The following is a 26,731-nucleotide window of genomic DNA, read 5'->3' on the forward strand; positions in this document are numbered from 1 at the left end:
CCGGTTCGCTCCGCATTGTGGCCCCCCGGTTCACCCCGCGCGTTTCCCGGAAGGCCGGAAGATGACGACCACCCCGCCCACCCGTTTCGTGGACCCCGCGGACGGGGGTTTCACCAATGCACGGATCATCGAGACACGTCCGGTCACCGCCGAAGTGCCGCCCGAACTGGCCGACCGGTTCCTGCTCGTCGCCCTGCTCTCCGAGGCGCTCGAACCCGCCGGGGCCGTCGTCCTGCGCGTACGCGACCTGACGGGCCGTCACGGAGCCTCGCAGATACCCCTGGTCCTCAAGTGGTACCACCGGCTGCACGCCCCCGACCCGGACGTCGCATCGGAGCTGCGGGACCTCGCCGAGCCCCCCACCCCCCACCTGGAACGGCTCCTGGAGACCGGCGAAGCGCACGGGCACCCCTGGCACCTGTACTGGTCGCACGGCGAGGAGACCCTGGAGAAGTACCACGAGGACCATCCCGACGGGCTGCCGCCCGAGGCCGTCCGCGCCGTGGTGGAGCAGCTCCACGGCGCCGTCACCGCCCTGCACGAACGGGGCGTCGTCCACCGGGACATCACCCCCGACAACATCATGGTGCAGACCCGCCGCGCCGGCACCGTCGACCTCGTCCTCGTCGACTTCGGCGCCGCCGCCCACCGGCCCGAGGAGGCGCTGGAACCCCGGACCGACTGGCGCGGCAAACCCCTCTACCTCGCGCCCGAGGCCGGACTGCTCCGGCAGACCGTCTCCGAGGCGGGCGACTGGTGGTCGCTCGGCATGGTCGTCGCCCAGCTCGCCCTCGGCAGGCACCCCATCGAGTTCCGCCGGGACGAGGACGTGCTCGCGGAGATCGCCACGCACGACCCCGACGTCGGCGGCATCACCGACCGCAGGACCCGGCTGCTCTGCGAGGGCCTGCTCACCCGGGCGCCCGAACAGCGCTGGCAGGCGGCCGAGGTGCGGGACTGGCTCGACGGCCGGGACCCCGGCGTCGCCCCGCGCACCGACGGGCGGATCTTCCCCGACGACCCCACCCGCCCCGCGATCGACCCCTTCCCGTTCATGGGCCAGGAGTTCACCGGGACCGAACACCTCGCCGTCCACCTGGACCAGAACCACGTCTCGGCGGCGCGCATGCTGGCCGACGACGGCGACCGGGCCCGGCTGGTCGCGTGGCTGGGGCAGTTCGAGACCGTCGGCGGCCGCAGCCCCGAGGAGCTGGGCCGGCTCGCCGACCTGCGGCGGGAACTGGCACAGCCCCCGTCCGTCGCGGGCGTCGTGCGGCTCCTGAACTGGCTCGGCCCCGGCCTCGACGCCACCTGGCACGGTGCCCCCCTGGACGCGCCGGGCACGCGCCGGCTGTGCCAGGGCGCCCGGGACGGACACGCCGGCGCGGTCGCGCTGCTGCGGCACCTGGCGCGGCACCCGGAGGTGCTGACCGGACTCGCCCAGCGGCCGGGCGGCGACGGCCTGGACGACACGGACCGCGCCTGGCGGGTCCTGCGCGCCCGCTGGGAGCCGACCGTCCGCGAACTGAGGCGCGACCGCCGGGACCGCGCGGCCCTCCAGCGCACCGTGGCCGTGGACGCCTGGCTGCTCCAGCTCGCGCGCGAACCGGAACGCACCAGGAGCCGGCTCACCGGCCGGCTCATGCGGCTGCGCGCCGAGTTCCCGGAACGGGTGGCGTGGTTCGACGCCCTGCTCTCCGCCCAGGACGACGACCTGCGCCTGCTCGTCGCCCTCCTGCTCACGGGCCGCGCCCAGGAGGACGCGCAGGAACTCAGACGCGCCCGTGTCGCCGAGGAGCACCTGCGGCTGCTCGCCGCCGACCAGGACGGCCTGCTCGCCGTACTGCGCCGGCTGGACCGGCTGCCCACCCTCGGCTGGGCGCTGCTCGGCGCCATCGTCGTCACCGCGCCCTGGAGCTTCGTCATCGGCCTCGCGGACGTGCTGGGCCGCGCCTCCCAGGAGGCGGTCGTCACGGCCTGGCTCGAGGCGCTGCCCGCCGCCGCGTTCGTCTTCGTGGTGGAACTGTGGACCGCCGTGTACATCGGCCCGCCCTTCTACCACCCCGGCCGCTCGCTCGCGGGCCTGCTGATCCGCAGCGCGGACCGCCCCGCCAGGCTGGCCCGCACCCGGGCCGGGCGCTACGCGGCGGCCCTGCTGCTCGTCCTCGCCGTCGTCGTCGCGTTCTACGCCATCGCCGTCGTGCCCTGGCTGTGGCCGCTCGCCTCGGCCGCCGCCGTCGCCGTGTGGAGCGTCCGCCGGGGCTGGGCGTGGCGCCGCCTGCGCCGCGACCACCTGGCCCGGCGCACGGCCCGCCGCCAGGGCCGCGACCGCCGCCCCGGCCGCCGATCCGGCGACCCGGGCGGCCGGACCTGGCGGGAGCTGCCGGGGAGGATGCGCCGGAGCGCGGGGGACGGGTGGCGCCGGGTGCGGCGGGCGGTCGGCCGGGTCGTGGGGGACCGGTGGCGCAGGATGATCCGCCGGGCCGCCGGGCTCCGCTCGTGGCAGGCGGTGCGCCGGATCGCCGGCGACGCGTCGCGGCGCGTGCGGCAAGGGGTGCGCCGGGGCGCCGGGGACCGGGGGCCCGGGACGCGGCAGGCGGTGGGCCCCGGCGCCGGCGGCCCGTGGCGGCGATGGCGCGAGAGCCGGGGACGGCGGCTGGCCCGCCGGCGGTCCGGGACGACGACCGACACGACAGGAGAGCAGGCATGAGTTCGGGTCTGGGCATCCCCATGATCCAGACGGTGGCACCCGCCGTGCACTTCGCACCGCCCCCGCCGCCCCTCGACCCGCAGGCGCTGCCGCACACCGGCATGCTGCACCTGCACGACGCGGCGGGACAGGCCTCCGCCCACCTCGCCGACGCGGCCGGGCACGCCGTCCACCAGGCCGCGGACGCCGCGCTCCAGGTGCTCGGCTCGCTCAGCGGCGTCCTGCTCGCCGGTCGGGCCGCCCTGCTCGGCACCCGGGCCCTCGCCGCCGCGGCGGTGCGGGCCGCGGAGGAACAGCGCTGCCTGGAGCGGCAGCAGCGACTCGCGGCCACGGCCGCCGAGCAGTGGGAGGCCGCCGCGTTCGCCGCCGTCCGCGTCAACGCCCGCAGGCGCGCCCTGCTGTCCCGGGTGGCGCGGGCCGCGGCGCACTCCGGCCCGCCCGGACCCCCGCCCCGACCCGACGTGCCACCGCCGCTGACACCCGTCGGGGAACGACTGGGCGAACTGCGGGCGGAACTGGCCCGCGCCGAGGACGCCCTGCGCCGCGCGGAGGACCAGCAGGCCGCATGGGAACAGCGACGGCTCGCCGCCCTGCTGCGGCTGGACGAGGACCGGGACGACGACTGGCAGCGCGCCCTGCGCGAGAGCCGGCAGCGCACCCTGCGGCGGTTCTCCGCCGAGCGCACCGCGGACGCCGAGGCACGGCAGCTGCCCCCGCAGGCCGCCGCCCGGCGCGGCCCCGCCGCGCTCGACCCCGGGGAGGTCCGCCGCACCGGGGCGGAGATCCTCGGCGAACTCGACCCGTACGCCGACGCCCAGGCCGCCGAACTCGCAGCGGGCGCCGTCCGGGACGCCGTACGCCGGGCCGCCGGCGACCCCCGCCGGGCCCGCATCCACCTCACGGAGGCACGCAAGTTCGTGCGGGACGCCAACAAGCGGGCGCGGGAGACGCGGGAGGCCCAGGAGGAGGCCGCCCTGCACCACGACTTCCTCGTGTACGAGACCCCGGAGGGCGCCGAGGACCTGGCCCCCGCGCCGGACGCCGTCGCGCTGCTCCGCCGGACCCTGAAGGACGGGACCGCGCTGACCCCGGCCGAACAGGAGCTGGTCCGGCGCCGGGTGGAGGAGCGGCTGCACGCCCTGGAGGCGATGTACGTCCGCGAGCAGTGCGCCGGCGCCGTCGCGGAGCTGGCCAGGAGGTTCGGCGGCCGGGCCGGGGCGGGCCGGCCCGAGGGGCAGGAGATCCGCCTCGACTGGACGCCGGACGGCTGGGAGCCCGGGCACTGGCTGAGGGCGACCCTCGTCGACGGCCGGCTGCGCGTGGCGACCATGTACCGGGGCGCGCCCGGGGAGCGCACGGCCGAGCAGCGCGCCCTGGACGACGCCCGCTGCGCCGAGGCCCGGGAGCGGTTCGCCGAGTTCGAGGAGATCACCGGCGCGCTCGGCCTGGACCTGGAGATCCGGGTCGAACGCACCGAAGGGGCCCTGCCGGGCGTGCTGGGGGAGGACGCCTGGGTGCTCGACGAACTGGTCGAGGACGTCCGCGGCGCGGCCGGCACGCAACGGGACGACCACCGGGACGGTCCCCGTTACCACACCGTCGACGGCGACCGCCGCCGCTGAGACCGAAGGGCGCCGCGCGCCGCCGGGAAGCCGGGCGCGCGCCGGCGGGACCACCTGAGGCGGGCGCGCGGCCCGCAACAGCGCGCATCGGGGAGGAACGATGGACCTGTCCAAGGAAGACCGGCTCCCGCCCTTCGTGGAGGAGCTGACCGGAACGCTCGGGGTGCACGCGCAGTACGTCCTGCACGGCAACATCCGTGACCTGCACCTGGTGCGCCGGCGCGGCCGGGACCGGTTCCACTCGCTGCACGACGTGCTCTGGAACCCGCTGCGGGAGAAGGGCTACGAGGCGCTGGTGCTGTGCGACCAGGTCAGCGGCTTCCGGGTGGCGCAGGTCGGTGAGGGCGAGGTCCGCGCGGCCGTGGAGGAACTGCTCCAGGGACCGCACGAGTTCCCCGGCCAGACGGCGGCGCAACGCCAGGCGGTGCTGGAGCAGTTGCGGAACATCACCAGCGGATGGGCGCGGCAGCGGGAGGAGATGGTGCGCGACGGGCGCCGGCTGCGGCCGCTGCGCGTCGCCCTGGTGATCGACCACGCCTCCCGCCTGCTCAGCGATCCCTCCCGGGTCACCCCCGAGGAGCGCGACTTCTTCCTCGCCTGTCTCAAACTCGCCGACGAGGTCAAGCCGTTGGAGCCCCGCGTCGGGGCCGGTGTCGTACCGAAGGGGCCGGGTCTGTTCAACCCGGTCGTCTGGCTGGCCGAGGGGGAGCGGGACGTCCCCGCGTGGCTGGTCTCCGGCAGCGAGCGGATCCGCGCGGTCGCCGTCCCCGAACCGGACGCGGACGAGCGCACCACGATGGCCGGCCTCCTGCACGAGCGCTACGAGCGCTACCCCGGGCACGGCGCACGCGACGGCGGTGCGAACGCGGGCGGTACGGACGCCGAGGAGGCGGCGCGGGCGGTCGGCGCGTTCGCCCGGGCGGCGGGCGGACTGAGCCTGCGGGCCATGGAGGAGAGCGTGAAGCTCGCCCGCTCCCGCGGCCTGCCGTTCGCCGCCATGCCGGACGCCGTACGGATCTACCGGCTCGGGGTGGAGAAGAACCCCTGGAGCCGCGACGAGATCCGCCGGCGCATCCAGCGCGGCGAGGACCCGCGCAACAAAGGGTCCATCCCCAGCCGCGTCCTGGGCCAGGAGGCCGCCGTGGCGATGACCCTGGACATCCTCAAACGCGCCGCGCTCGGACTGTCCGGGGCACAGGCCACCAACCCCGGACACCGGCCGCGCGGTGTGCTGTTCTTCGCCGGCCCGACCGGGACCGGCAAGACGGAACTGGCGAAGGCCGTCGCCTCCGTGCTCTTCGACAGCGACCAGGCGTATCTCCGCTTCGACATGAGCGAGTTCTCCGCCGCGCACTCCGCCGACCGGCTCGTCGGCGCGCCCCCGGGCTACGTCGGCTACGAGGCGGGCGGCGAACTGACCTCCGCCGTACGGGAGAACCCCTTCCGCGTCATCCTCTTCGACGAGATCGAGAAGGCCGACAAGGGCATCCTGGACAAGTTCCTCCAGGTGCTGGAGGACGGCAGGCTCACCGACGGGCAGGGCGTCACCACCTACTTCAGCGAGTGCGTGCTCATCTTCACCTCCAACCTCGGCGTGCAGCGCACGGACCCGGAGACCGGTGAACGCGAGTGGATCGTGAAACCCGGCACCCCGTACCAGAAGCTGAAGGCCACCGTCCGGGACAACGTCAAGAAGCATTTCGAACAGGTCATCGGACGCCCGGAGCTGATGAACCGGATCGGCGGCAACGTCGTCGTCTTCGACTTCATCTCCGACGAGGTCGCCGAGCGGATCTTCGACCTCCAGGTCGGCAACATCCAGCGCCAGCTGGCCCAGGGTCACGAACTCGTCCTGCGGATCGAGGACACGGCACGGCGCCAGCTCCTCGAACACTGCACCCGGGACAAGTGGAACGGCGGCCGTGGCATCGGCATGGTCCTGGAGACGCATCTCATCAACCCGCTCGCCCGGAAACTGTTCGCCGCCCCCGACCTCGGTCCGGGCACCACGGTCGTGGTGACGGACGTACGGGAGACCGACAGCGGACGGGTGGACACGACGGTCGTGCTCAAGGAGGGAGAAGCGGGTGGCGGAGGTGCACGACTGGGATGACGACGAGTGGGAGGTGGGCGCCGACATCGGCTCCCCGGCCGCCGTACCCCGCCCGTCCCCGCCGCCCGTCGGTGAGCGGTGCCCGGGATGCCGCAGGGTCGTTCCCGCCGGTACGGCCGTGTGCCCCGCGTGCCTGTCCCCAACCGGCGCGGGTCCGCGGCCGCAGCGGCTGCCCGGCGGTGTGCTCCGGCTCGTCTTCCGGGCCGGCGGCCGGCATCTCGACGTGCCGCGCGGCGGGGAGCTCCGGCTGGGACGCAGCAGCAGCTGGGCCCCCGAGGCGGCGGCGATCCTGGGCGACGAGCAGACGGTCTCGGCCCGGCACGCCACCGTCGTGCACACCGAGGACGGGGCGGCCTGGGTGACCGAGGTCGCGCAGGGCGCCACCAACGGCACGCGCGTCAACGACCGTGTCCTGGTGCCGGACCGGGCCGTTCGCCTGCGCAACGGCGACCGCGTCGAACTCGGCCCCCGGGTCGGCTTCGTGGTCCGCGGCATCGAGGACGACCCCACGGACGCCCCGGACTGACCACCGCGCGCGGGCACCGCCCGACCCGGGGCTCGGTGTGCGGCTCAGCCCCGGCTGCCGCCCAGCGCGGCCACCGCGGACTTCGCCGCCTTGATGGCCCCCTTGTTGATCTCGTCCGTGCCGGGGGCCTTCTTGTTCTCGAAGTCGCTGCCGTTGTAGGTGACGACGGCGAGGGCGTTGGCGGCACGGACCAGCACCACGCCCTCACGGGTCTGCTGGCCGTCCTCCGTGGTGAGGTTGACGACGGAGTAGGCGCTGTCGCCGAGCCCGGGGACGACCCCGCCGCCGCTCTTCTCGGCGACCCGCTGCTCGTACTCCTTCTTCGCCTGCTGGTCGGACTCGCTGATCTCGAAGGACACGTCGAGCCAGCGGTAGTCGTAACCCTGCAGCGCGTTCCAGGAGCAGGTGCGGCGCAGTGCGGTGTCCGTGGACGGTATCTCCTTGCCCGCCGTCTTCGCCCCGGGCACCAGGGACTTGACGGTGCCGGCGGGCACGGCGGAGCAGGGGGCGGGCGCGGAGCCGTACGTCTTCGCCGCCGTGGTGGACGACGGGGCGGCGCTGGAGGACCCGGCGGGCGTCTTCTGGGCCGTCGGGTGCCCGGCGGAGGCGGGCGGCGCCGCCGGACCGGACGTCAGCGCCCAGCCGGCACAGGCGAGCACCGCGACCGGCGTCAGACGCGCGGTGAGAGCGAGCGGCAGAGGAAGGGAACGCACGGCGCACTTCTCGTGGGGGAGGGGTGCGGAAGGAGTCCGCATGGTGGACGGGGACGACAGTCTCACACGACTCCCTGTGCGGCGGAAGAGCCAACTCGCTGCGTACCCACCCGGTCACGGCCACCCGTTCACCACGCACCGCTCTGCCCGTTATGCCCCGCCGCCCGGCCCCGAGCACCACCCGCCGACGGCGGCCGGCGCGGCGCGGGTACGGCTACGGCACCCTCGCCGTCCACTCCGGCGAGGAGAACTTGGTGCGGGCCAGCTCCTCGGCCCGGGCCAGCTCCTCGTCGGTGACCTTGCCCCGCTCCAGGCCGTACCGCGCGCGGAAGGACGCGATCATCCGGTCGATGACGGCCTCGCGGGGCAGCCCCGTCTGCCGCCGCAGCGGGTCCACCCGCTTCTTCGCGCTCCTGGTCCCCTTGTCGGACAGCTTCTCCCGCCCGATGCGCAGCACCTCGACCATCTTGTCCGCGTCGATGTCGTACGACATGGTCACGTGGTGCAGTACGGCACCCGGGCCGCCGCCGGGGCCGACGACCCGCTTCTGCGCGGCGCCCGCGATCTTGCCCTGGTCGGTCGCGATGTCGTTCAGCGGCTGGTACCAGGCCCGGATGCCCATGTCGCCGAGGGCGCCCAGCACCCAGTCGTCCAGATAGGCGTAGCTGTCCTGGAAGGACAGGCCCTGCACCAGGGACTCGGGCACCGAGAGGGAGTAGGTGATCGTGTTGCCGGGCTCCACGAACATCGCGCCGCCGCCGGAGATCCGCCGCACCACCTCGATGCCGTGCCGGGCGGCGCCCTGCGGGTCCACCTCGTTGCGCAGCGACTGGAAGCTGCCGATGATCACCGCCGGGGCGCCCCACTCCCACACCCGCAGCGTCGGCGGCCGGCGGCCCGCGGCGACCTCGGCGGTCAGCACCTCGTCCAGCGCCATGTGCAGGGCGGGCGACTGCGGGGCCTCGTGGATCAGCTGCCAGTCGTAGTCCGTCCAGTCCGTGGCGTGCGCGAGCGCGCGGCGCACCGCGGTGCCGACGCCCTCCGGCGTCAGCCCGTACATCACCGTCCCCGCCGGCAGCGCCGCCTCGATCCGCGCGGCCAGTCCCGCCGCGTCCGTGTCCGCCGGGGCGCCCTCCAGCGCGCGGTCCACCGCCTCCAGCGCCTCGTCCGGCTCCAGGAAGAAGTCCCCCGCGACGCGCACGTGCCGCAGCACGCCGTCCTCGACGTCCACGTCCACGACGACGAGCTTGCCGCCGGGCACCTTGTACTCACCGTGCACTGCCTGGGCCTCCGTTCCTCCGCAGGGGATCAACGCGGGGACCGGCCGGTGTGTTCCCCCCGGCCGGCGGGCCGCCGCTGACCACGCGCGCGGCCCTCCCCGGGGGGCGCCGCCGGTCCAAAGGCCCGTCCGGGCCTGCCGGAAGGGGGTGGCGCCGGCCGGTCGCGCGTACCTACCCTGCGGGCAGCAGCGGCCGGCGCCGAGGCCGTACGCGCTGCCGCGCGGGCCCGTCGACGTCCACAGACACCGAGGTCAGGTATGCGATTCACGACCCGTCCCACCCTGAGCGGCACCTTCGGCATGGTGTCCTCCACCCACTGGCTCGCCTCCCAGTCGGCGATGGCGGTGCTGGAGGACGGGGGCAACGCGTTCGACGCGGCCGTGGCCGGGGCGTTCGTGCTGCACGTCGTGGAGCCGCACCTCAACGGGCCGGCCGGCGAGGTGCCCGTCCTGCTCGCCCCGGCCGGCGGCGCGGTGCGCGTGCTGTGCGGGCAGGGCGTGGCCCCGGCGGGCGCGACGGCGGCGCACTACCGGGGGCTCGGGCTGGACCTCGTACCGGGCACCGGACCGCTCGCCGCGGCCGTGCCCGGCGCCTTCGACGCCTGGCTGCTGCTCCTGCGCGACCACGGCACCAAGTCGCTGGACGACGTCCTGAAGTACGCCATCGGCTACGCCGAGCACGGGCACGCGCCCGTGGAGAACGTCGGCCTGACCGTCGAGAGCGTACGGCGGCTGTTCGAGACCGAGTGGACCTCCTCGGCGCAGCTGTACCTGCCGGGCGGCCGGGCGCCCCGGCCCGGCGCCCTGCTGCGCAACCCCGCCCTGGCCGCCACCTGGAAGCGGCTGCTGGCCGAGACCGCCCGCGCGGGCGGCCGGGAGGCCCGGATCGACGCCGCGCGCGAGGTGTGGCGCTCCGGCTTCATCGCCGAGGCCCTGGTACGGCAGTCCCGCCGGCCCACCCTGGACACCAGCGGAGAGCGGCACGCCGGCACCCTCACCGAGGCCGACCTCGCCGGCTGGTCGGCGGCCTACGAGACACCGGTGACGTACGACTGGAACGGCTGGACGGTGTGCAAGGCCGGCCCCTGGAGCCAGGGCCCGGTGCTGCTCCAGCAGCTCGCCCTGCTCCCGCCCGAGCTGCCCGCCTACGGCTCCGCCGACTACGTCCACCTGCTGATCGAGGGCTGCAAGCTCGCCATGGCCGACCGCGAGGCCTGGTACGGGGACGCCGCCGAGGTGCCCCTCGCGGACCTGCTGTCGGACGAGTACAACGCGGCCCGGCGCGCCCTCGTCGGGGAGAAGGCGGACCACGGGCTGCGCCCCGGCGGCCCCGGCGGCCGTACCCCACGGCTGCCCGCGCGGGCACGCGCGCGCGTGCGGGACGGCGCGGAGCACGGCTTCGACCCGATGGGCGCCGGTGAACCGACCGTGGCGGGGCTGCCCGGCGAGCCCGAGGTCGCCGCCGACGGCACGACCCGCGGCGACACCTGCCACCTGGACGTCGTCGACCGCTGGGGCAACATGATCGCGGCCACCCCCAGCGGCGGCTGGCTCCAGTCCAACCCCGTCGTCCCCGAGCTGGGCTTCCCGCTCGGCACCCGCCTGCAGATGACCTGGCTGGAGGAGGGCCTGCCGGGCACCCTCACCCCCGGCCGCCGCCCCCGCACCACCCTCACCCCGTCCCTCGCGCTGCGCGACGGCGTGCCGGTCATGGCGTTCGGCACGCCCGGCGGCGACCAGCAGGACCAGTGGCAGCTGCACTTCTTCCTGGCCGCCGCCCTGCGCGCCCCCGTCCGCGGCGGCCTCGACCTCCAGGGCGCCATCGACGCCCCCAACTGGCACAACGACAACCACCCCAGCTCCTTCCATCCGCGCGGCCGGCACGCCGGGGGCGTGACCGTGGAGTCCCGCATGGACGCCGGGGTCATCGAGGAGCTGCGGCGGCGCGGCCACGACGTCACCGTCGGCCCCGCCTGGTCCGAGGGGCGGCTGTGCGCGGTGGCCCGGGACCCGGAGACCGGCGTCCTGTCGGCGGCGGCCAACCCGCGCGGCATGCAGGGGTACGCCGTGGGCCGCTGACGGCCGTGCCCGGCCCCGCGGACGGCGCCGGCCCCCGTTCTTCATCCTGATTCCACCCCGGGTACACCGGACGGGGGCGGGGATTGTCAGTGGGACGTGCTCTCATGGGGGCATGATCGAAGAGACGGAAACCATCGAGGAGTTTCTCGCCCGCTGCTCGGCCGACGTGGAGGAGGCGGTCCGCAAGGCCGCCGCGGCCGAGATCCTGCCCCGCTTCCGCCGCCTCGCCGCGCACGAGGTCGACCAGAAGAGCGGCCCGCACGACCTGGTGACGGACGCCGACCGCCTCGCCGAGCTGCGGCTCACCGAGGACCTCGGCGCCCTGCTGCCCGGCTCGGTCGTCGTCGGCGAGGAGGCGGTGCACGCCGACCCGGCGGTGTACCGGGCGCTCCAGGACGACGTACCGGTGTGGATCGTCGACCCGGTCGACGGCACCCGCCAGTTCGTGCACGGCGACGACGGCTTCTGCACCCTGGTCGCGCTCGTCCGGCGGGGCACCGTGATCGCCTCCTGGACCTACGCGGCGGCACGCGACCAGTTCGCCACCGCTGTCCGCGGCCAGGGCGCCCACCTCGACGGCGAGCGGCTGTTCGCGGGGCCGCCCGCGCCCGGCCGGGACCTCGTCGTCGCCACCTCCCACCCGGACTTCACCACCGACGAGCAGAAGCACGCGCTGCGCTCGCTGTGGACCGAGGGCATCGCCCCGCGCGCGTGCGGCTCGGCGGGCCTGGAGTACCTCGCCGTGGCCCGGGGCGAGCTGGACGCCGTGGCGTTCTCCTGGGAGGCCGCCTGGGACCACGCGGCCGGTCTGCTCCTGGTCGAGGAGGCGGGCGGCACGCACCTCACCCTGACCGGCGAGCCGTTCCGCGTCACCGGCGGCAACGCCCTGCCGTTCACCGCCGCCCGGGACGCCGCCACCGCCCGCCGGGTGGCGGACCTGCTGCGCACCGGGTCCTGACTCCCCCGGGACCACCCGGGCCGGGGGAGTGCCGGACCCCCGGCATATCCTGATCGCGAATGGCCGTCGGCTGACGAAGGGGTCCCAAGGTGCCGTCGATGCTCGATGCGGTCGTGGTGGGTGCGGGGCCGAACGGACTGACCGCAGCCGTGGAGCTGGCCCGCCGCGGCTTCTCCGTGGCCCTGTTCGAGGCGAAACCCGCCGTCGGCGGCGGCGCCCGCACCGAGGAGCTGACCCTGCCCGGCTTCCGGCACGACCCGTGCTCGGCCGCGCACCCCCTCGGCATCAACTCCCCGGCGTTCCGCGCCCTTCCGCTCGACCGGTACGGCCTGGAATGGCTGCACGCCCCGCTGCCCATGGCCCACCCGTTCCCGGACGGCACCGCGGCCGTGCTCTCCCGCTCGGTCGCCGAGACCGCCGCCTCCTTCGGACCGCGCGACGCGGGCGCGTACCGCAGACTGGTCGAGCCGCTCCTCGCCCACTGGGACACCCTCGTGCGGGACTTCATGTCCCTGCCGCTGTCCGCGCTGCCCCGCGACCCCGTCACCCTGGCCCGCTTCGGCCTGGCCGGGCTCCCGCCGTCCACCTGGCTGATGCGCCGCTTCAAGGACGAACGGTTCAAGACGCTCTTCGCCGGCCTGGTCGGCCATGTGATGGCACCCCTGGGCGGCGTGGCCACCAGCGCCATCGGGCTCGTCTTCGCCCTCTCCGCCCACGCCCGCGGCTGGCCGGTGCCCCGCGGCGGCTCGCAGGCCATCTCCGACGCCCTCGCCGCCTACCTGACCGACCTCGGCGGCGCCGTGCACACCGACTACGAGGTCAAGCGCCTCGACGACCTGCCGCCCGCGCGCGCGTACGTCTTCGACACCTCGCCCACCGCGCTCGCCCGGATCGCCGGCTTCGGCGACCACTACGCGCGCTACCGCTACGGCCCCGGCGTCTTCAAGATCGACTACGCGCTGGACGGCCCGGTGCCCTGGACCGCGCCCGAGGCCCGTAACGCCGGCACCGTCCAGATCGGCGCGAGCCACACCGAGATCGGCACCGCCCTGCGCGCCGTCTCCCGCGAGGGCCGCGCCCCCGACCGGCCCTTCATGATCACCGTGCAGCCCAGCCTGGCCGACCCCACCCGCGCCCCCGAGGGCAAGCACGTCTTCTGGGCCTACGGCCATGTGCCCAACGGCTGGTCCGGCGACCTCACCGACGCCATAGAACGCCAGCTGGAGCGCTTCGCCCCCGGTTTCCGCGACCGCGTGCTCGCCCGCGCCACCGCCGGACCCGCCGAGATGGCCGCCCGCAACGCCAACTACGTCGGCGGTGACATCGCCTGCGGCGCGGCCTCCGGACTCCAGCTGGTGCTGCGCCCCAAGCCGACCCTGTTCCCGTACCACACCCCCCACCCGGCCGTCTTCATCTGCTCCTCGGCCACCCCGCCCGGTCCCGGTGTCCACGGCATGTCCGGACACAACGCGGCCAAGGCCGTCTGGCGGAGACTGAGACAGACCTGACGACCACCAGCCGAGGCAGACATGACCGTCATCACCCTCGTCCAGGGCGACATCACCCGGCAGCACGCCGACGCCATCGTCAACGCGGCGAACTCCTCCCTGCTCGGCGGCGGAGGCGTGGACGGCGCGATCCACCGCCGGGGCGGCCCCGCCATCATCGAGGAGTGCCGCGCCCTGCGCGCCGCCCGGTACGGAAAGGGCCTCCCCACGGGCCGGGCGGTCGCCACCACGGCGGGCGCACTGGACGCCCGCTGGGTGATCCACACCGTGGGACCCGTCTGGTCCGCCACCGAGGACCGCTCCGACCTGCTGGCCTCCTGTTACCGCGAGTCCCTGCGCGTCGCCGACGAACTCGGCGCCCGGACCGTCGCCTTCCCGGCCGTCTCCACCGGGGTCTACCGGTGGCCGATGCGGGACGCGGCCCGCATCGCGGTGCAGACCGTACGGAACACGCCGACGGCGGTGGAGGAGGCGCGGTTCGTGCTCTTCGACGAAGGGGCGTACGCGGCGTTCGCCCGGGAGGCCGGCTGACGCGCGCCGCCGCCGGCCGGCCCCGGCCGATCGACCGGGGATCACTCGAACGGCGTATCCCTCGGTGCGCCCGGCGGCTGCCTGGCCAACGCTCGGAGTGCCCACCCGCTCCCCGGGAGCGCGCGGGCATCCGGACGAACGGGGAGGCAGAAAGGACACGCCCATGAGCCAGGCAGCGCAGCCCACCGGACCGACCAGCCCGGGCGACAAGTGGCCGCCGCGGCAGCCCGGCGCCCGGGGCGGCGCCTGGGCGACCGGCGGCGTCACGTTCGCCGGGGTCCTGATGATGTGCAGCGGCCTCCTCGCCCTCTTCCAGGGAATCGCCGCCGTCACCGGGGACGCCGTCTACTACCGCATCGGCAGCTACATCTACAAGATGAACCTCACGGGCTGGGGCACGATCCACATCGTCATCGGCGCCCTGGTCCTGGCGACGGGCGTGGGCCTGCTCATGCACATGGCCTGGGCCCGCGCCGTCGGCATGGTCCTCGTCGCGTTCAGCCTCATCACCCAGTTCCTCTTCCTGCCGTACGCGCCCGTCTGGTCACTGATCCTGCTGGCCATCGACGTCTTCGTGCTCTGGGCGCTGGCGACCGGTCACGAATCCCGGCACGAAGCGGTGAGCTGAGCCCCCCGCCGGCCTCCGGCGCGCCCCGTCACCCCAGCTCACGCAGGGTCCCGCCGAGCAGTGCCACGCCCTGCGCCACGACACCCGGCGCGGTGGCCGCGTAACCGAGGACCAGACCGGGCGGCCCGGGCGCCTGCCGGTGCCAGGACAGCGGCTGGCACTTCACACCGCGTGCGAGCGCCGCCGCCGCGAACTCCGTGTCGGGCACGTCGGAGGCGTACGTCACCGTCAGGTGCAGGCCCGCCGCGGCCCCGTGCACCCGCGCCCCCGGCAGATGCTCGGCGAGCGCAGTGATCATCGCGTCCCTGCGCCTGCGGTGGCGCCCGCGCACCAGCCGCAGGTGCCGCTCCAGTTCCCCCGACTCCATCAGCCGGGCGAGCACCAGCTGCGGCAGCACCGCGTTGCCCAGGTCGTTGAAGCGTTTGGCGTCGGTCAGCGCCGTGCGGTACCGGGCCGGTGCCACCAGCCAGCCGATCCGCAGCGCCGGCGCGAGCAGTTTCGACACACTGCCCAGGTAGCAGACCCGGTCGGCCAGCAGGGCGCGCAGCGCGGGGACCGGGGGCCGGTCGTAGCGGTGCTCGGCGTCGTAGTCGTCCTCCAGGATCAGCCCGCCGTCCCGCGCCCACTCCAGCAGCTCGCGCCGGCGCTCGCCGCTGGTCACCACGCCGGTGGGGAACTGATGGGCGGGCGTGAGCAGGACGGCCCGGGCGCCGGTCGCCCGCAGCGCGTCGACCCGTACGCCCTCCTCGTCGACCGGTACCGGCGGGGTGGCCAGGCCGCCGTTGCGCAGGTGCCGGCGGGCGCCCAGCGAGCCGGGCTCCTCCACCGCGACCGCGTGGACGCCGTCCGCCCGCAGCACCGGGTGCAGCAGGGTGAGCGCCTGCGCGGTGCCCGCGACGATCAGCACCGCGTCCGGCTCCACGCGCACACCCCGCACCCGCGCGAGCCAGTCGGCGACGGCCCGCCGCAGCCGGGGCGCGCCGCGCGGGTCGCCGTAGCCGAGCTGCTCGGCGGAGAGTTCGGCCAGCACGGCCCGCTCGGCCCGCAGCCAGGCGGCACGGGGAAAGGTGGTGAGGTCGGGCCGCCCGGGCGTGAAGTCGACGGCGGCCGGGGCGGCCCGCAGCGCGTCGAACACCTCCGCGCCGGGGTCCCCACCGAACAGCGCACCGGGCCCACCGCCCTGGCGGGCGTACGGCCGGCCGCGCTCACCGGCGCCTCGACCGGGGGAGCCGACGGCGGCCGGACCGGGGCACGGCCCGGCGGGCCCGTCCGCTCCCCGATCGGCGTACCGCCCTCCCGGCCCGGCGACGCCGTCGGTTCCGGCGGCGGCACCGTTCCCGCCGCCGCGAACGGTCCCGCCGCCGCCCGTCCCACGCTCACCCGGCGGCCCGCTCCCACCCGCCGCGTCCCCCGTGCCCGCCGGCGGTGGCACGGTGGCGAACGGCGCCGCCACCACCACCGTGCCTCCGCGGCGGCGGCCGGCCACCTGGCCGTCCTCGGCGAGACGCCGGTACGCCTCGGTCACCACGCCCCGTGACACGCGCAGTTCCGCGGCGAGCACCCGGGTCGGCGGCAGTCTGCTGCCCACCGTCAGCCGGCCGTCCGCTATGGCCTGCCGCAGCCGTCCGGCCAGCCACTCCGCCTTCCCTCCGGCGGGCACGTCGGCGACCGCCAGTTGCAGGAAGTCTGAGCCGCGCGCCGGCATCTCCACCGTGTCCCGCCCCTCGTCCACCCGCCCATACTGCCCTCGGCCGGTCAGCCGCCGAAGGCGAACTCCGCGGCGGCCGGGGTGAGCACGGCCGCGGCCGTGGTGGCCGCCCAGTGCGCCGCCACCTCCTCCTCGACCGTCTTCAGCACCTCGGCCACGCTCTGCGCGCCGCCCTCGTGCATCGCCTCCGTCACCACCAGCACCCGCCCGGTGCGCGTGCCCACCGCCGAGTGGCCGCTCTGCCGGTGCGTCCAGCGGCGCGCGTGGGCCCGCCCCGCGGAGTCGACGAAGGTCACCTCGCCGGGTGCCGGATGCTCGACGGCGCCGCCGAACGCCGTGTACGTCTCGTCCCCGAGGGCCGGGCGCACCTCCAGCAGCGGCCCGGTGATCCGGTCGACGTCGAGGACGGCCACCGGAACGGCGTACGCCACCGAGACCGCGTTGCACAGGTCCACCAGCGGATGGATGCGCGGCAGCGCGCCCTCCTTGCGCAGCCGGCGCAACAGTGACTCGGAGGCGGACCGGTACTGCGTCGGCTTCAGCCCCATCCGGGCGAAGGCCCGCCGCCAGGCCAGCACCTCGGGGAACTCGCCCTCGGTGGCTCCCGCCAGCCGTGCGGCGGCCCGGGCGGTGTACGCGGCGGCGCGGGGCCCGGTGTCCACGGGGGCGCCGACGCCGGCGGCGTACAGCGCACCGGCGGACAGCTCGGGGAAGGCGGCCCGGACCGGTTCGGCATGCCGGAATTGCACGGTCACGCCACCACCGCTCGGGCAGCCGGGTTCGACGAAACGCTCAACGGGACCTCCTCGACGATCGGAAACCCCACCCTGCCCACCCCTTGGCCCGACGACCAGAACCAAACAGGGCCCGCTTCACCGGTCCATAACTCGGCAGGCCGAGGGGCCGGGCCGGCCTGGGCGCGTCCCCGTAGCGCGAGCGGGGGCCCGGGTGCGCGGGGACGGGTCCGGGGGCCCGGGGGAACGGGCGGGGTCACGGGGCCAGGTCACGGGCCTGTAGGCCGTAGCCGGATCGCGTGCCCATGCGCAGGAGCCCGGCGCGTGCCGGGGCCCGGGTGCGGTGCACGGGACGGAACTTCAGCGCCCCGGGCCGACTGGCGGCATCCCGGTCTCCTCTCCGACCGCCCCGGCCCACTGGCCCTGTGCCCGTCCCAGGCCCTGTCCCCACCGGCTGGCCGCATCCCCGCCGCCCGGTCGCCCTGGCCTACTGGCCCCGTTCCCGCCGGCTCGCCGCATCCCGGGTCCCCTCTTCGCCCGCCCCGGCCCACCAGCCTCACCCCGGCCCACCTTCCACGCCCCGGGCCGTCCCCAGCCCACCAGCCGTCCCCCCAGCCCACTGGCCGTCCCGGCCCCTGCCCACGGAAACACCGCCCCCACGTGACATCATCGGCCGGGCCCGCGCCCCGCCCGTGGCGGGTGCGGTGCGCCGTGTCGCGGTACGAGGAGCACGAGGAGTACGAGGAACACGATGGACCCCGCGCTGCTGGACGACTTCTCGCTGGAGATGACCGGCAAGGACGTGCCCGGGCTGGAGGAGGCGCGGGACGGCATCCCGCCCGGCACCCGGATCAACATCACCTTCCTGGCCGGCGAGGACACCCGGACCCGGCTGGCCGCCGCCCGCGCGGTCAAACGGCTCGGTTTCGTCCCCGTACCGCACCTCTCCGCCCGCCGCCTGCCCTCCCGGGCCGCCCTGGAGGAGTTCCTCGCCGGGCTGACGGCCGACGGCACCGCCGGAAACGTGTTCGTCGTCGGCGGCGACCCGGCCCGGCCCGAGGGGCCCTACGAGGACGCCCTCGCCGTCCTGCGCACCGGGCTGCTGCGGCCCCACGGCGTCCGGCACGTGGGGATCGCCGGGTACCCCGAGGGCCACCCCGGGATAGCCGACCGGCTGCTGTGGAAGGCGCTCACGGACAAGGCCGCGGCCCTCGGGGCCGACCGGTTCACCGGCGACGTCATCACCCAGTTCGGCTTCGACGCCGACCCGGTGCTCGCCTGGCTGGAGGCCCTGCGCGCGCGGGGCGTGACCCTGCCCGTCCGCGTCGGCGTCCCCGGACCGGCGGGGGTGCGCCGGCTGCTGCGCTACGCCAGCCGGTTCGGCGTCGGCACCAGCGCCTCCGTGGCCCGCAAGTACGGCTTCTCGCTGACCAACCTCGTGGGCACGGCCGGCCCGGACCGCTTCCTGCACGCACTGGCCGACCGCTACGACCCTGCCCGGCACGGCACGGTGAAGGTGCACTTCTACACGTTCGGCGGCCTGCGGACCACCGCCGACTGGATCACCCGCTTCCGCCGCGGATCCGAACGGCCCAGCGAGGCCCGACCGACCGCTCGATCATGAGAAAAGCGGCCGGGGTCCCTGGTTAGGCCCACATTGATGTCGGATTCCCGCCAGCGACCGGGGCGCGCGGTGGGCCATGCTGGACGTATGCAGACAGGGATGCCCCTCGACCGGGAGCACTGCGTACGCGCCGTGCGGTCCAAGGACGCGCGCTTCGACGGATGGTTCTTCACGGCCGTCCTGACCACCCGGATCTACTGCCGGCCGAGCTGCCCGGTCGTGCCGCCCAAGCCGGAGAACATGACGTTCTACCCGAGCGCCGCCGCCTGCCAGAACGCCGGGTTCCGGGCCTGCAAGCGCTGCCGCCCCGACACCAGCCCCGGCTCCCCGGAGTGGAACGCGCGCGCCGACCTGGTCGCCCGGGCCATGCGGCTGATCGCGGACGGGGTCGTGGACCGCGAGGGCGTGCCCGGACTCGCCGCCCGGCTCGGCTACAGCACCCGGCAGGTGGAGCGCCAGCTCCTCGCCGAGCTGGGCGCCGGCCCGCTCGCGCTCGCCCGCGCGCAGCGGGCCCAGACCGCGCGGCTGCTCATCGAGACCACGGCCCTGCCGATGGCGGAGATCGCGTTCGCGGCCGGATTCGCCTCCGTCCGCGCCTTCAACGACACCGTCCGCGAGGTCTTCGCCCTGCCCCCGAGCGAGCTGCGCGCCCGGGCCCCGAAGAGCGGCGCGGGCACCCCCGGCGTGCTCTCCCTGCGGCTGCCGTTCCGCGCCCCGCTGAACCCGTCCAACCTCTTCGGCCACCTCGCCGCCACCGCCGTACCCGGTGTCGAGGAGTGGCGCGACGGCGCCTACCGCCGCACCCTGCGACTGCCGTACGGCCACGGCATCGCCGCGCTCGCGCCCCGCCCCGACCACATCGCCTGCCGCCTCACCCTGAGCGACCTGCGCGACCTGACCGTGGCCATCAGCCGCTGCCGCCGGCTGCTCGACCTGGACGCCGACCCGCTGGCGGTCGACGGCCATCTGCGCACCGACCCGTCCCTCGCGCCCCTGGTCGACCGGGCCCCGGGCCGCCGGGTGCCGCGCACGGTCGACGAGGCGGAGTTCGCCGTCCGGGCCGTGCTCGGACAGCAGGTCTCCACGGCCGCCGCCCGCACCCACGCCGCCCGCCTGGTCACCGCGCACGGCAAGCCCCTGGACGACCCCGAGGGCGGTCTCACCCACCTCTTCCCCTCACCCGAGGCACTGGCCGCCGTCGACCCGGAGACCCTGGCGATGCCCCGGACCCGGCGCACCACCTTCACCACTCTCGTCCGCGAACTCGCCGACGGCGGACTGCAGTTGGGCGTGGAGGCCGACTGGGCGGAGGCGAGGGCCCGGCTGCTCGCGCTGCCCGGCTTCGGGCCCTGGACGGTGGACGTCATCGCCATGCGCGCCCTCGGCGACCCCGACGCCTTCCTCCCCACCGACCTCGGCATCCGGCGCGCCGCGAAGGAGCTGGGCCTGCCGGCCACCCCGGCCGCGCTCACCGCCCGCGCGGAGACGTGGCGGCCCTGGCGGTCGTACGCGGTGCAGTACCTGTGGGCGACGGACAGCCACCCGATCAACTTCCTCCCGGCCTGAAGGGCTCCGATGAACCGCCACACCGTGATCGACAGCCCGTACGAGCCGCTCACCCTCGTCGCCGACGCCGACGGCGCCCTGTGCGGCCTGTACATGGTGGACCAGCGGCACCGCCCCGGCGAGGAGCGGTTCGGCCCGCGCGACGACAGCCTGCCCGTCTTCGCCGAGACGGCCGAGCAGCTGACGGCGTACTTCGCGGGCGAGATCAAGGAGTTCACCGTACGGCTCGGCCTGCACGGCACACCGTTCCAGCGCTGCGTCTGGCAGCAGCTCACCGCCATCCCGTACGGCGAGACCCGCACCTACGGCGAACTGGCCGACGCCCTCGGCAACCCACGGGCCTCCCGCGCCGTGGGCCTCGCCAACGGCCGCAACCCCGTGGGCATCATCGTCCCCTGCCACCGTGTCATCGGCTCCGACGGCAGCCTCACCGGCTACGGCGGCGGCCTCGACCGCAAGCGCCGCCTGCTGGACTTCGAACGGGGGGCCGTGCTGTTCTGACCCCGGTCCGGCCCCGCCGACGGCGCAGGACGGGCCCCTCAGCCGCTCAGCGTGCGCAGGAGCGCGGGCAGCGCGGTGCCGATAGGCTCCCGGACGACCTCGTCGGCCCGGTCGTCGTAGGGCGTGGGCTCGGCGTTCACGATGACGAGGCGAGCGCCGTGGTCGGCGGCCACGCCGGCGAGTCCGGCGGCGGGCTGCACCTGGAGGCTGCTGCCCACGGCGATGAACACCTGGCAGGCCTTGGTCACCGCCACGGCCTGCCCGAGGACCACCGGATCCAGCCGCTCGCCGAACATCACCGTCGCCGACTTCAGGATGCCGCCGCACTCCAGGCACGGCGGGTCCGCCTCGCCGGCCTCCACCCGGGCGAGGGCGTCCTCCATCGGCCCCCGGGCCCCGCACCCGGTGCACACCACGCCGCGGGCGCTGCCGTGGAGTTCGAGCACCTTGCGGGCGGGCATACCGGCGAGCTGGTGCAGGCCGTCCACGTTCTGCGTGATGACCCGGACCGGGACCCCGGACCTCTCCAGCTCGGCGACGGCCCGGTGCGCCGCGTTCGGCCGGGCCTGCAGCGTCCGGTTCTCCCGGCGCATCTGCCAGGACCGCCGCCGGATCTCCGGGTCCGTCATGTAGTACTCGTACGTCACGAGCTTCTCGGCCTCCGGATCGCGCCGCCACAGTCCGTTCGGCCCGCGGTAGTCCGGGATGCCGGAGTCGGTGGAGATACCGGCCCCGCTGAGCAGGGCGACGAGGGGCTTGGCCATGCCATCGAGGGTAGGGCGCGCGGCACGGCCGCCGCGAGCGGATAACCACCGGGACCGCGGGACGCCGTCGAAGGCGTCGTCCGCGCGACTCGGGGGGCCGGGCGGTCGTACGGCGGGCCGGGCGGTCAGGCCACCCGGTGGCCGTTCTCCAGCTCCGCCGTGCCCGAGCCGTCCGCGAGGACGTCCAGCGCGGCCAGCACGCGGCGGCCCAGCGCCCCGGGCAGATGGGCGGTGAGGTCCTCGCGGGCGACCAGGCGCCAGGACAGCAGTTCCTCCTCCTGCAGACGGATGGCCTTCAGCTCGTCCCCGGTCAGGACACCGCCGTCGTACAGGTACGCCACCAGCGGCGGCCGGCCCGTGCCGTGCACCCAGTCCACGGCCAGCAGCCGCCCGAGTTCCCGGTCGAGCCCGATTTCCTCCAGCGTCTCCCGGCGGGCGCCCTGGCGCGGCGTCTCCCCGTCGTCGGACTCGATGGTCCCGCCCGGGAGGGCCCAGCCGTCACGGTAGTTGGGTTCGACGAGCAGCACCCGCCCCCCGGCGTCCCGGAAGAGGGCGGCGGCCCCGGCGAGGATGCGGGGCAGGCCGGCGATGTACGTGGCGAAATCCTGGGTGGTGGTCATCAGGGAAGGGTAACCAGCCGGCCGCCGGCTACGTCCCGCTCGTCGCCAGGCGCAGGGTGCGTTCGGCCAGCGCGCTGATCCGCACGCCGTCGAAGCCGAACACCGCGCTGCGCACCGTGTCCTCCAGCGGGTCCCGCCAGCGCGCCGGAATGGCCGCTGCCCCGGTGAGGACCCCGGCCACCGAACCGGCCGTCGCCCCGTTGGAGTCGGTGTCCAGGCCGCCGCGCACGGTCAGGGCGATGGTCCGGGTGAAGTCGCCGTCGCCGTAGAGCAGTCCGGCGGTGAGGACGGCGGCGTTCGGGACCGTGTGGATCCAGCCGAGCCCCGCGGTCTCCGCGGACACAGTGGCCAATGTCTCCTCCCAGGGCAGCCGGGCCTCGTGCAGACTCGCCACCCGCCGCACGGTGCGGGCCAGTCGGCTGCTCGCCGGGACGACCGAGAGCGCGGTCTCCAGGGCGTCCCGGACGCCCGGGGCGGTGAACGCCGCCGAGATCAGCGCGGCGGCCCACATCGCGCCGTACACGCCGTTGCCGGTGTGCGAGAGCACGGCGTCCCGGCGGGCCAGGCCGGCGGCCCGGACAGGATCGCCGGGGCAGGTCCAGCCGTAGACGTCGGCGCGGATCAGCGCGCCGATCCACTCCTGGCAGGGATTGTCGTACGTCGCCGTCAGCGGCGGTTTCAGCCCGTTGGCGAGGTTGCGGTACGCGGCCCGCTCCGCCGTGAACGTCTGCAGGTACGGCAGCCTGAGCAGCCACAGGTCGCCGACCTGCTCGGTGCTGAAGCCGAAGCCGTGGGTCTCCAGCAGGTGCAGGCCGAGGATCGCGTAGTCGACGTCGTCGTCCCGGCAGCTGCCGTGGATCCGGCCGCGCACGCAAGCGCGCCACTCCGGGCGCAGTACGGCGGCCTCCTCCGCGTCGGCCGGCTCGGGCAGGTAGTCGGTCAGCGGCAGGGCCGCGGCCCGGCGCAGATAGCGGTCGATGCGGTCGCGCGTCCACACCTCGCCCTGCTCCACCGGCTTGCCGAGCATGTTGCCCGCGATCCGGCCGAGCCAGCCGCCGTGGACGCGGTCGGCGAGGTCCGGACCGCTGCGCTGGGTGCTCATGGCAGGGGTGTACCCACTTCGAGCGGCCGGCTCCCCGCTGCTCGACCAGGGTCCGGGCGGGGCATGACGGCGGGGGCGTCCTGCGGTTATGGTCGCAGCGGCGCGACTGGCCCCGACGTGCGCGGGGCCCGGAGAGCAAGGGGAAGACAAGGTGGCGGACGCTGCAGTGAACGAGACCCGTCGGGTGCTCATCGCCGCGGACAAGTTCAAGGGCTCGCTGACGGCCGTGCAGGTCGCCGAGCGGGTGACGGCCGGGCTGCGCCGGGTCGTGCCGGATCTCCAGGTGGAGGCGCTGCCCGTGGCCGACGGCGGCGACGGGACCGTGGACGCGGCGGTCGCGGCCGGTTTCGAGCGCCGGGAGGTGCGGGTCGCCGGGCCGCTGGGCGAGGAGGTCACGGCCGCGTTCGCGCTGCGCGGCGGCACCGCGGTGGTGGAGATGGCCGAGGCGAGCGGCTTGCAACGGCTGCCCGCCGGGGTCTTCGCGCCGCTGACCGCCTCGACGTACGGCTCCGGGGAGCTGCTGCGCGCCGCGCTGGACGCGGGTGCGCGGACGATCGTGTTCGGCGTCGGCGGCAGCGCCACGACGGACGGCGGCGCGGGCATGCTGTCCGCGCTGGGCGCGCGGTTCCTGACCGAGGAGGGCGAGCCGGTGCCGCCGGGCGGCGGCGGACTCGCCGGCCTCGCGCGGGCGGACCTGTCCGGTCTCGATCCGCGGCTGTCCTCGGTCGAGCTGGTGCTGGCCAGCGACGTCGACAACCCGCTGACCGGCCCGAAGGGCGCGTCGGCGGTGTACGGCCCGCAGAAGGGGGCCTCGCCGGACGACGTGGAGACGCTGGACGCGGCGCTGGCCCGCTTCGCGAAGGTGCTGGAGGCCGAGACCGGGCCGCGGGCCGCCGAGTACGCGGCGGCGCCGGGCGCGGGCGCGGCCGGGGGCATCGGCTACGGCGCCCTGCTGCTCGGTGCGCGGTTCCGCCCCGGCATCGAGGTGATGCTGGACGTGCTGGGCTTCGCGCCCGCCCTGGAGCGGGCCTCGCTGGTGATCACCGGGGAGGGGTCGCTGGACGAGCAGACGCTGCACGGCAAGGCGCCGGCGGGGGTCGCCGCGGCGGCGCGGGCGGCGGGCAAGGAGGTCGTGGCGGTGTGCGGGCGGCTGGCGCTGCCGGCGGAGGCGCTGCTGCGGGCCGGTATCGCCCGGGCCTACCCCCTGACATCCGTCGAGCCCGACGTCGCCCGGTGCATCGCGGACGCGGGTCCGATCCTGGAGCGGGTCGCGGCGCGGCTGGCCGAGGATCACCTGGGCTGAGGCTCTGGGGCGCAGCCCTCGGACCTGCGGTGCCGCCCACGCGTCGGCCGGCCCGGTGTCCGGTGTGTCGCGGGCGCGGGTCCGATCCTGGAGCGGGTCGCGGTGAGGCTGGCCGAGGATCACCTGGGCTGAGGCCCTGGGGCGCAGCCCTCGGACCTCCGGTGCTGCCCACGCGTCGGTCGGCCCGGTGCCCGGTGTGTCGCGGGCGCGGGGCCGGTCCTGGAGCGGGTCGCGGTGAGGCTGGCCGAGGATCACCTGGGCTGAGGCCCTGGGGCGGCCCTCGGACCTGCGGTGTCGCCCACGCGTCGGTCGGCCCGGTGCCCGGTGTGTCGCGGGCGCGGGGCCGATCCTGGAGCGGGTGGCGGCGAGGCTGGCCGAGGACCACCTGGGCTGAGGCCCTGGGGCGCAGCCCTCGGACCTGCGGTGCCGCCCACCCGTCGGCCGTTGGCCGGCCCGGTGGGTCCGGCGGGCACCCGTCGAGCCTGACCCACCGGGCCGCCCGGCGCGGCGCCTTTGCGGCCCACCGAGCCGGGCGTCCGGGGCGCGGCCCTTCAGGGTGTGCGAGCACGAGCGAAGGGCCCCTACCCACCCGGGTAAGGGCCCTTCGTCGTACGCCTGCCCGCGCCGCTACGGCAACTGCGCCGCCCGGGCCTCACGACGGTTGTCGCGGAAGTTGTTCACCCGCCGCGCGGTGGCGAACAGCGGAATCACCGCGCCCATCACCAGCTGCAGCGCGCAGCCCGTCTGGAGGAGCAGCTGTCCGCTGGGCGCGTCGAAGGCCCACGCCGCCAGCAGTCCCATCGACAGCACGATCCAGGAGAGCATCGCGCCCGCGAGACGCCCCCGCGGCTTCGGGTACTCCACCCGGCTCACCATCAGCCACGCGGTCCCGAGGATCGCCAGCAGCGTCGCCACGAACGGCAGCTCCAGCAGCACGATCGAGACGACCGTCAGCGCGCCGAACGGCGAGGGCATGCCCTGGAACACGCCGTCCTTCATGGTCACGCAGCTGAAGCGGGCCAGTCTCAGCACCACGGCGAGCAGCACCACGATCGCGCCCACCGCCGCCACCCGCTGGTGCGCGTCGTCCGCGACCATGCCGTAGACGAGGACGAAGTACGCGGGGGCCAGCCCGAAGCTGATCAGGTCGGACAGGTTGTCCAGCTCCGCGCCCATCGGCGACGAGCGCAGCTTGCGGGCCACCAGCCCGTCGAACAGGTCGAAGACCGCCGCGCAGAGCATCAGGATGACCGCCGTGGCCGCGCTGTGGCGGGCCATGCCGGACTCCTGGCTGCCGGTGAGGTGCGGGATCAGGATGCCGGTGGTGGTGAAGTACACCGCCATGAAGCCGCACGTGGCGTTGCCCAGCGTCAGGGTGTCCGCTATCGACAGGCGGAGAGAAAGAGGCATCTCCTCCTCGTCGTCCACCTCGTCCGCCTCGGGCACCCAGCCCGCCTGGGTCTCCGGATCAATCACGGTCAATGCGAGTCACCCCAGCCACGGTCTTCTGGCCGACCTCGACCGCGACCTCCACGCCCTCGGGCAGGTAGAGGTCGACACGCGAGCCGAAGCGGATCAGACCGATGCGGTCGCCCTGCTCGACCTTCGTGCCCCGCGGGATGTAGGGCACGATGCGGCGGGCCACCGCGCCGGCGATCTGGATCATCTCGATGTCGCCGAGTTCGGTGTCGAAATGCCAGACTACGCGCTCGTTGTTCTCGCTCTCCTTGTTGAAAGCGGGAACGAAGCCGCCGGGGACGTGCTCGACGGACGTCACGGTGCCCGCGAGGGGCGCGCGGTTGACGTGGACGTTGAGCGGGCTCATGAAGATGGCGACGCGGGTACGCCCGTCCTTCCACGGCATGATGCTCTGCACCACACCGTCGGCGGGCGAGATGACCCGGCCCGGGGCGATCTCACGCTCGGGGTCGCGGAAGAACCACAGCATGCCCGCCGCGAGCGCGGTGGCGGGCACGGCGACGGCCTTGGCGACGCCCGAGCGGCGAGCGCGGGCCAGGCTGAGGGCTGCGGTGGCGACGGTCGGGAGAAGCCACGGCGATGCTCCGCGCGCGAGGCGTACGCCGGCTCGGCTGTCGCGAGGTGCAGAGGTTTGGCTGTGGGGCATGGATGACCTTCGTAGCG

22 protein-coding genes are annotated in these 26,731 nt (G+C 75.3%); 13 read left to right on the forward strand and 9 right to left on the reverse strand.

Annotated features, from left to right (window positions below; all coding sequences use genetic code 11):
• Positions 1 to 61: 61 nt before the first annotated feature.
• From ACZ5DC_RS03130 to ACZ5DC_RS03145, 4 genes are all read left to right on the forward strand, one after another.
• Complete coding sequence (locus ACZ5DC_RS03130) at positions 62 to 2,710, forward strand: protein kinase domain-containing protein (RefSeq protein WP_468648817.1); 2,649 nt, start codon at positions 62 to 64, stop codon at positions 2,708 to 2,710.
• Positions 2,707 to 4,332, forward strand: a complete 1,626-nt coding sequence (locus tag ACZ5DC_RS03135; protein ID WP_468648819.1) for a hypothetical protein — start codon at positions 2,707 to 2,709, stop codon at positions 4,330 to 4,332. The genes ACZ5DC_RS03130 and ACZ5DC_RS03135 overlap by 4 nt, the downstream gene beginning before the upstream one ends.
• Positions 4,333 to 4,432: 100 nt before the next feature.
• Entirely contained in the window at positions 4,433 to 6,445 is a 2,013-nt protein-coding gene (locus ACZ5DC_RS03140; RefSeq protein WP_468648821.1) for an AAA family ATPase, read from the forward strand.
• Positions 6,420 to 6,971 (forward strand): FHA domain-containing protein, encoded by a 552-nt coding sequence (locus ACZ5DC_RS03145; RefSeq protein ID WP_468648823.1) that lies wholly within the window; start codon positions 6,420 to 6,422, stop codon positions 6,969 to 6,971. The genes ACZ5DC_RS03140 and ACZ5DC_RS03145 overlap by 26 nt, the downstream gene beginning before the upstream one ends.
• A gap of 44 nt (positions 6,972 to 7,015) precedes the next feature.
• On the opposite strand, the gene ACZ5DC_RS03150 is transcribed toward ACZ5DC_RS03145, so the two are convergent.
• Positions 7,016 to 7,684, reverse strand: a complete 669-nt coding sequence (locus ACZ5DC_RS03150) for a hypothetical protein (protein WP_468648825.1) — start codon at positions 7,682 to 7,684, stop codon at positions 7,016 to 7,018.
• Positions 7,685 to 7,898: 214 nt separating this feature from the next.
• Entirely contained in the window at positions 7,899 to 8,963 is a 1,065-nt protein-coding gene (locus ACZ5DC_RS03155) for a lipoate--protein ligase family protein (RefSeq protein ID WP_468648827.1), read from the reverse strand.
• 258 nt (positions 8,964 to 9,221) lie between these two features.
• On the opposite strand from ACZ5DC_RS03155, the gene ACZ5DC_RS03160 reads away from it, so the two are divergent.
• The 5 genes from ACZ5DC_RS03160 (at position 9,222) to ACZ5DC_RS03180 (ending at position 14,667) form a co-directional block, all read left to right on the forward strand.
• Positions 9,222 to 11,042, forward strand: coding sequence for a gamma-glutamyltransferase family protein (locus tag ACZ5DC_RS03160; protein WP_468648829.1), 1,821 nt, complete (start codon positions 9,222 to 9,224; stop codon positions 11,040 to 11,042).
• 112 nt (positions 11,043 to 11,154) lie between these two features.
• Positions 11,155 to 12,000: an inositol monophosphatase family protein gene (locus tag ACZ5DC_RS03165; protein ID WP_468648831.1), complete on the forward strand. Its 846-nt coding sequence runs from the start codon at positions 11,155 to 11,157 to the stop codon at positions 11,998 to 12,000.
• An 89-nt stretch (positions 12,001 to 12,089) separates the two neighbouring features.
• Positions 12,090 to 13,508 (forward strand): phytoene desaturase family protein, encoded by a 1,419-nt coding sequence (locus ACZ5DC_RS03170; protein ID WP_468648833.1) that lies wholly within the window; start codon positions 12,090 to 12,092, stop codon positions 13,506 to 13,508.
• A 21-nt stretch (positions 13,509 to 13,529) separates the two neighbouring features.
• Positions 13,530 to 14,039: an O-acetyl-ADP-ribose deacetylase gene (locus ACZ5DC_RS03175; protein WP_468648835.1), complete on the forward strand. Its 510-nt coding sequence runs from the start codon at positions 13,530 to 13,532 to the stop codon at positions 14,037 to 14,039.
• Positions 14,040 to 14,202: 163 nt separating this feature from the next.
• Complete coding sequence (locus ACZ5DC_RS03180) at positions 14,203 to 14,667, forward strand: DUF7144 family membrane protein (RefSeq protein WP_468648837.1); 465 nt, start codon at positions 14,203 to 14,205, stop codon at positions 14,665 to 14,667.
• 28 nt (positions 14,668 to 14,695) lie between these two features.
• Here ACZ5DC_RS03180 and ACZ5DC_RS03185 read toward each other — a convergent pair whose 3' ends face one another.
• Together ACZ5DC_RS03185 and ACZ5DC_RS03190 are read right to left on the reverse strand one after the other, a co-directional pair.
• On the reverse strand, positions 14,696 to 16,372 hold the full coding sequence (locus tag ACZ5DC_RS03185) for an aminotransferase-like domain-containing protein (protein WP_468649910.1): 1,677 nt from the start codon (positions 16,370 to 16,372) through the stop codon (positions 14,696 to 14,698).
• Positions 16,373 to 16,422: 50 nt separating this feature from the next.
• Positions 16,423 to 17,130, reverse strand: coding sequence for a B3/B4 domain-containing protein (locus ACZ5DC_RS03190; RefSeq protein WP_468648839.1), 708 nt, complete (start codon positions 17,128 to 17,130; stop codon positions 16,423 to 16,425).
• Between the two features lie 730 nt (positions 17,131 to 17,860).
• On the opposite strand from ACZ5DC_RS03190, the gene ACZ5DC_RS03195 reads away from it, so the two are divergent.
• From ACZ5DC_RS03195 to ACZ5DC_RS03205, 3 genes are all read left to right on the forward strand, one after another.
• Positions 17,861 to 18,733 carry a methylenetetrahydrofolate reductase gene (locus ACZ5DC_RS03195; RefSeq protein WP_468648841.1) on the forward strand — a complete coding sequence of 291 codons (873 nt, stop codon included), beginning with the start codon at positions 17,861 to 17,863 and terminating at the stop codon, positions 18,731 to 18,733.
• Between the two features lie 87 nt (positions 18,734 to 18,820).
• Positions 18,821 to 20,299, forward strand: a complete 1,479-nt coding sequence (locus tag ACZ5DC_RS03200; protein WP_366752541.1) for an AlkA N-terminal domain-containing protein — start codon at positions 18,821 to 18,823, stop codon at positions 20,297 to 20,299.
• A 9-nt stretch (positions 20,300 to 20,308) separates the two neighbouring features.
• Complete coding sequence (locus ACZ5DC_RS03205) at positions 20,309 to 20,800, forward strand: methylated-DNA--[protein]-cysteine S-methyltransferase (RefSeq protein ID WP_468648844.1); 492 nt, start codon at positions 20,309 to 20,311, stop codon at positions 20,798 to 20,800.
• A 38-nt stretch (positions 20,801 to 20,838) separates the two neighbouring features.
• Here the strand turns inward: ACZ5DC_RS03205 and ACZ5DC_RS03210 are convergent, their stop codons facing one another.
• The 3 genes from ACZ5DC_RS03210 to ACZ5DC_RS03220 form a co-directional block, all read right to left on the reverse strand.
• A complete protein-coding gene (locus tag ACZ5DC_RS03210) occupies positions 20,839 to 21,564 on the reverse strand; it encodes an SIR2 family NAD-dependent protein deacylase (protein WP_468648846.1) in 726 nt (241 codons plus the stop codon).
• Between the two features lie 125 nt (positions 21,565 to 21,689).
• Positions 21,690 to 22,184 carry an NUDIX domain-containing protein gene (locus ACZ5DC_RS03215; RefSeq protein ID WP_468648848.1) on the reverse strand — a complete coding sequence of 165 codons (495 nt, stop codon included), beginning with the start codon at positions 22,182 to 22,184 and terminating at the stop codon, positions 21,690 to 21,692.
• A 28-nt stretch (positions 22,185 to 22,212) separates the two neighbouring features.
• Entirely contained in the window at positions 22,213 to 23,286 is a 1,074-nt protein-coding gene (locus ACZ5DC_RS03220) for an ADP-ribosylglycohydrolase family protein (RefSeq protein ID WP_468648850.1), read from the reverse strand.
• 166 nt (positions 23,287 to 23,452) lie between these two features.
• Here ACZ5DC_RS03220 and ACZ5DC_RS03225 point away from each other — a divergent pair, with 166 nt between their 5' ends.
• Positions 23,453 to 24,589 (forward strand): glycerate kinase, encoded by a 1,137-nt coding sequence (locus ACZ5DC_RS03225; RefSeq protein WP_468648852.1) that lies wholly within the window; start codon positions 23,453 to 23,455, stop codon positions 24,587 to 24,589.
• Between the two features lie 627 nt (positions 24,590 to 25,216).
• On the opposite strand, the gene pssA is transcribed toward ACZ5DC_RS03225, so the two are convergent.
• Together pssA and ACZ5DC_RS03235 are read right to left on the reverse strand one after the other, a co-directional pair.
• Complete coding sequence (gene pssA, locus ACZ5DC_RS03230; protein WP_365941804.1) at positions 25,217 to 26,035, reverse strand: CDP-diacylglycerol--serine O-phosphatidyltransferase; 819 nt, start codon at positions 26,033 to 26,035, stop codon at positions 25,217 to 25,219.
• A gap of 22 nt (positions 26,036 to 26,057) precedes the next feature.
• Positions 26,058 to 26,714 (reverse strand): phosphatidylserine decarboxylase, encoded by a 657-nt coding sequence (locus tag ACZ5DC_RS03235; RefSeq protein ID WP_366752535.1) that lies wholly within the window; start codon positions 26,712 to 26,714, stop codon positions 26,058 to 26,060.
• Positions 26,715 to 26,731 lie beyond the last annotated feature (17 nt).

Source organism: Streptomyces sp. NPDC031445, assembly GCF_055581365.1.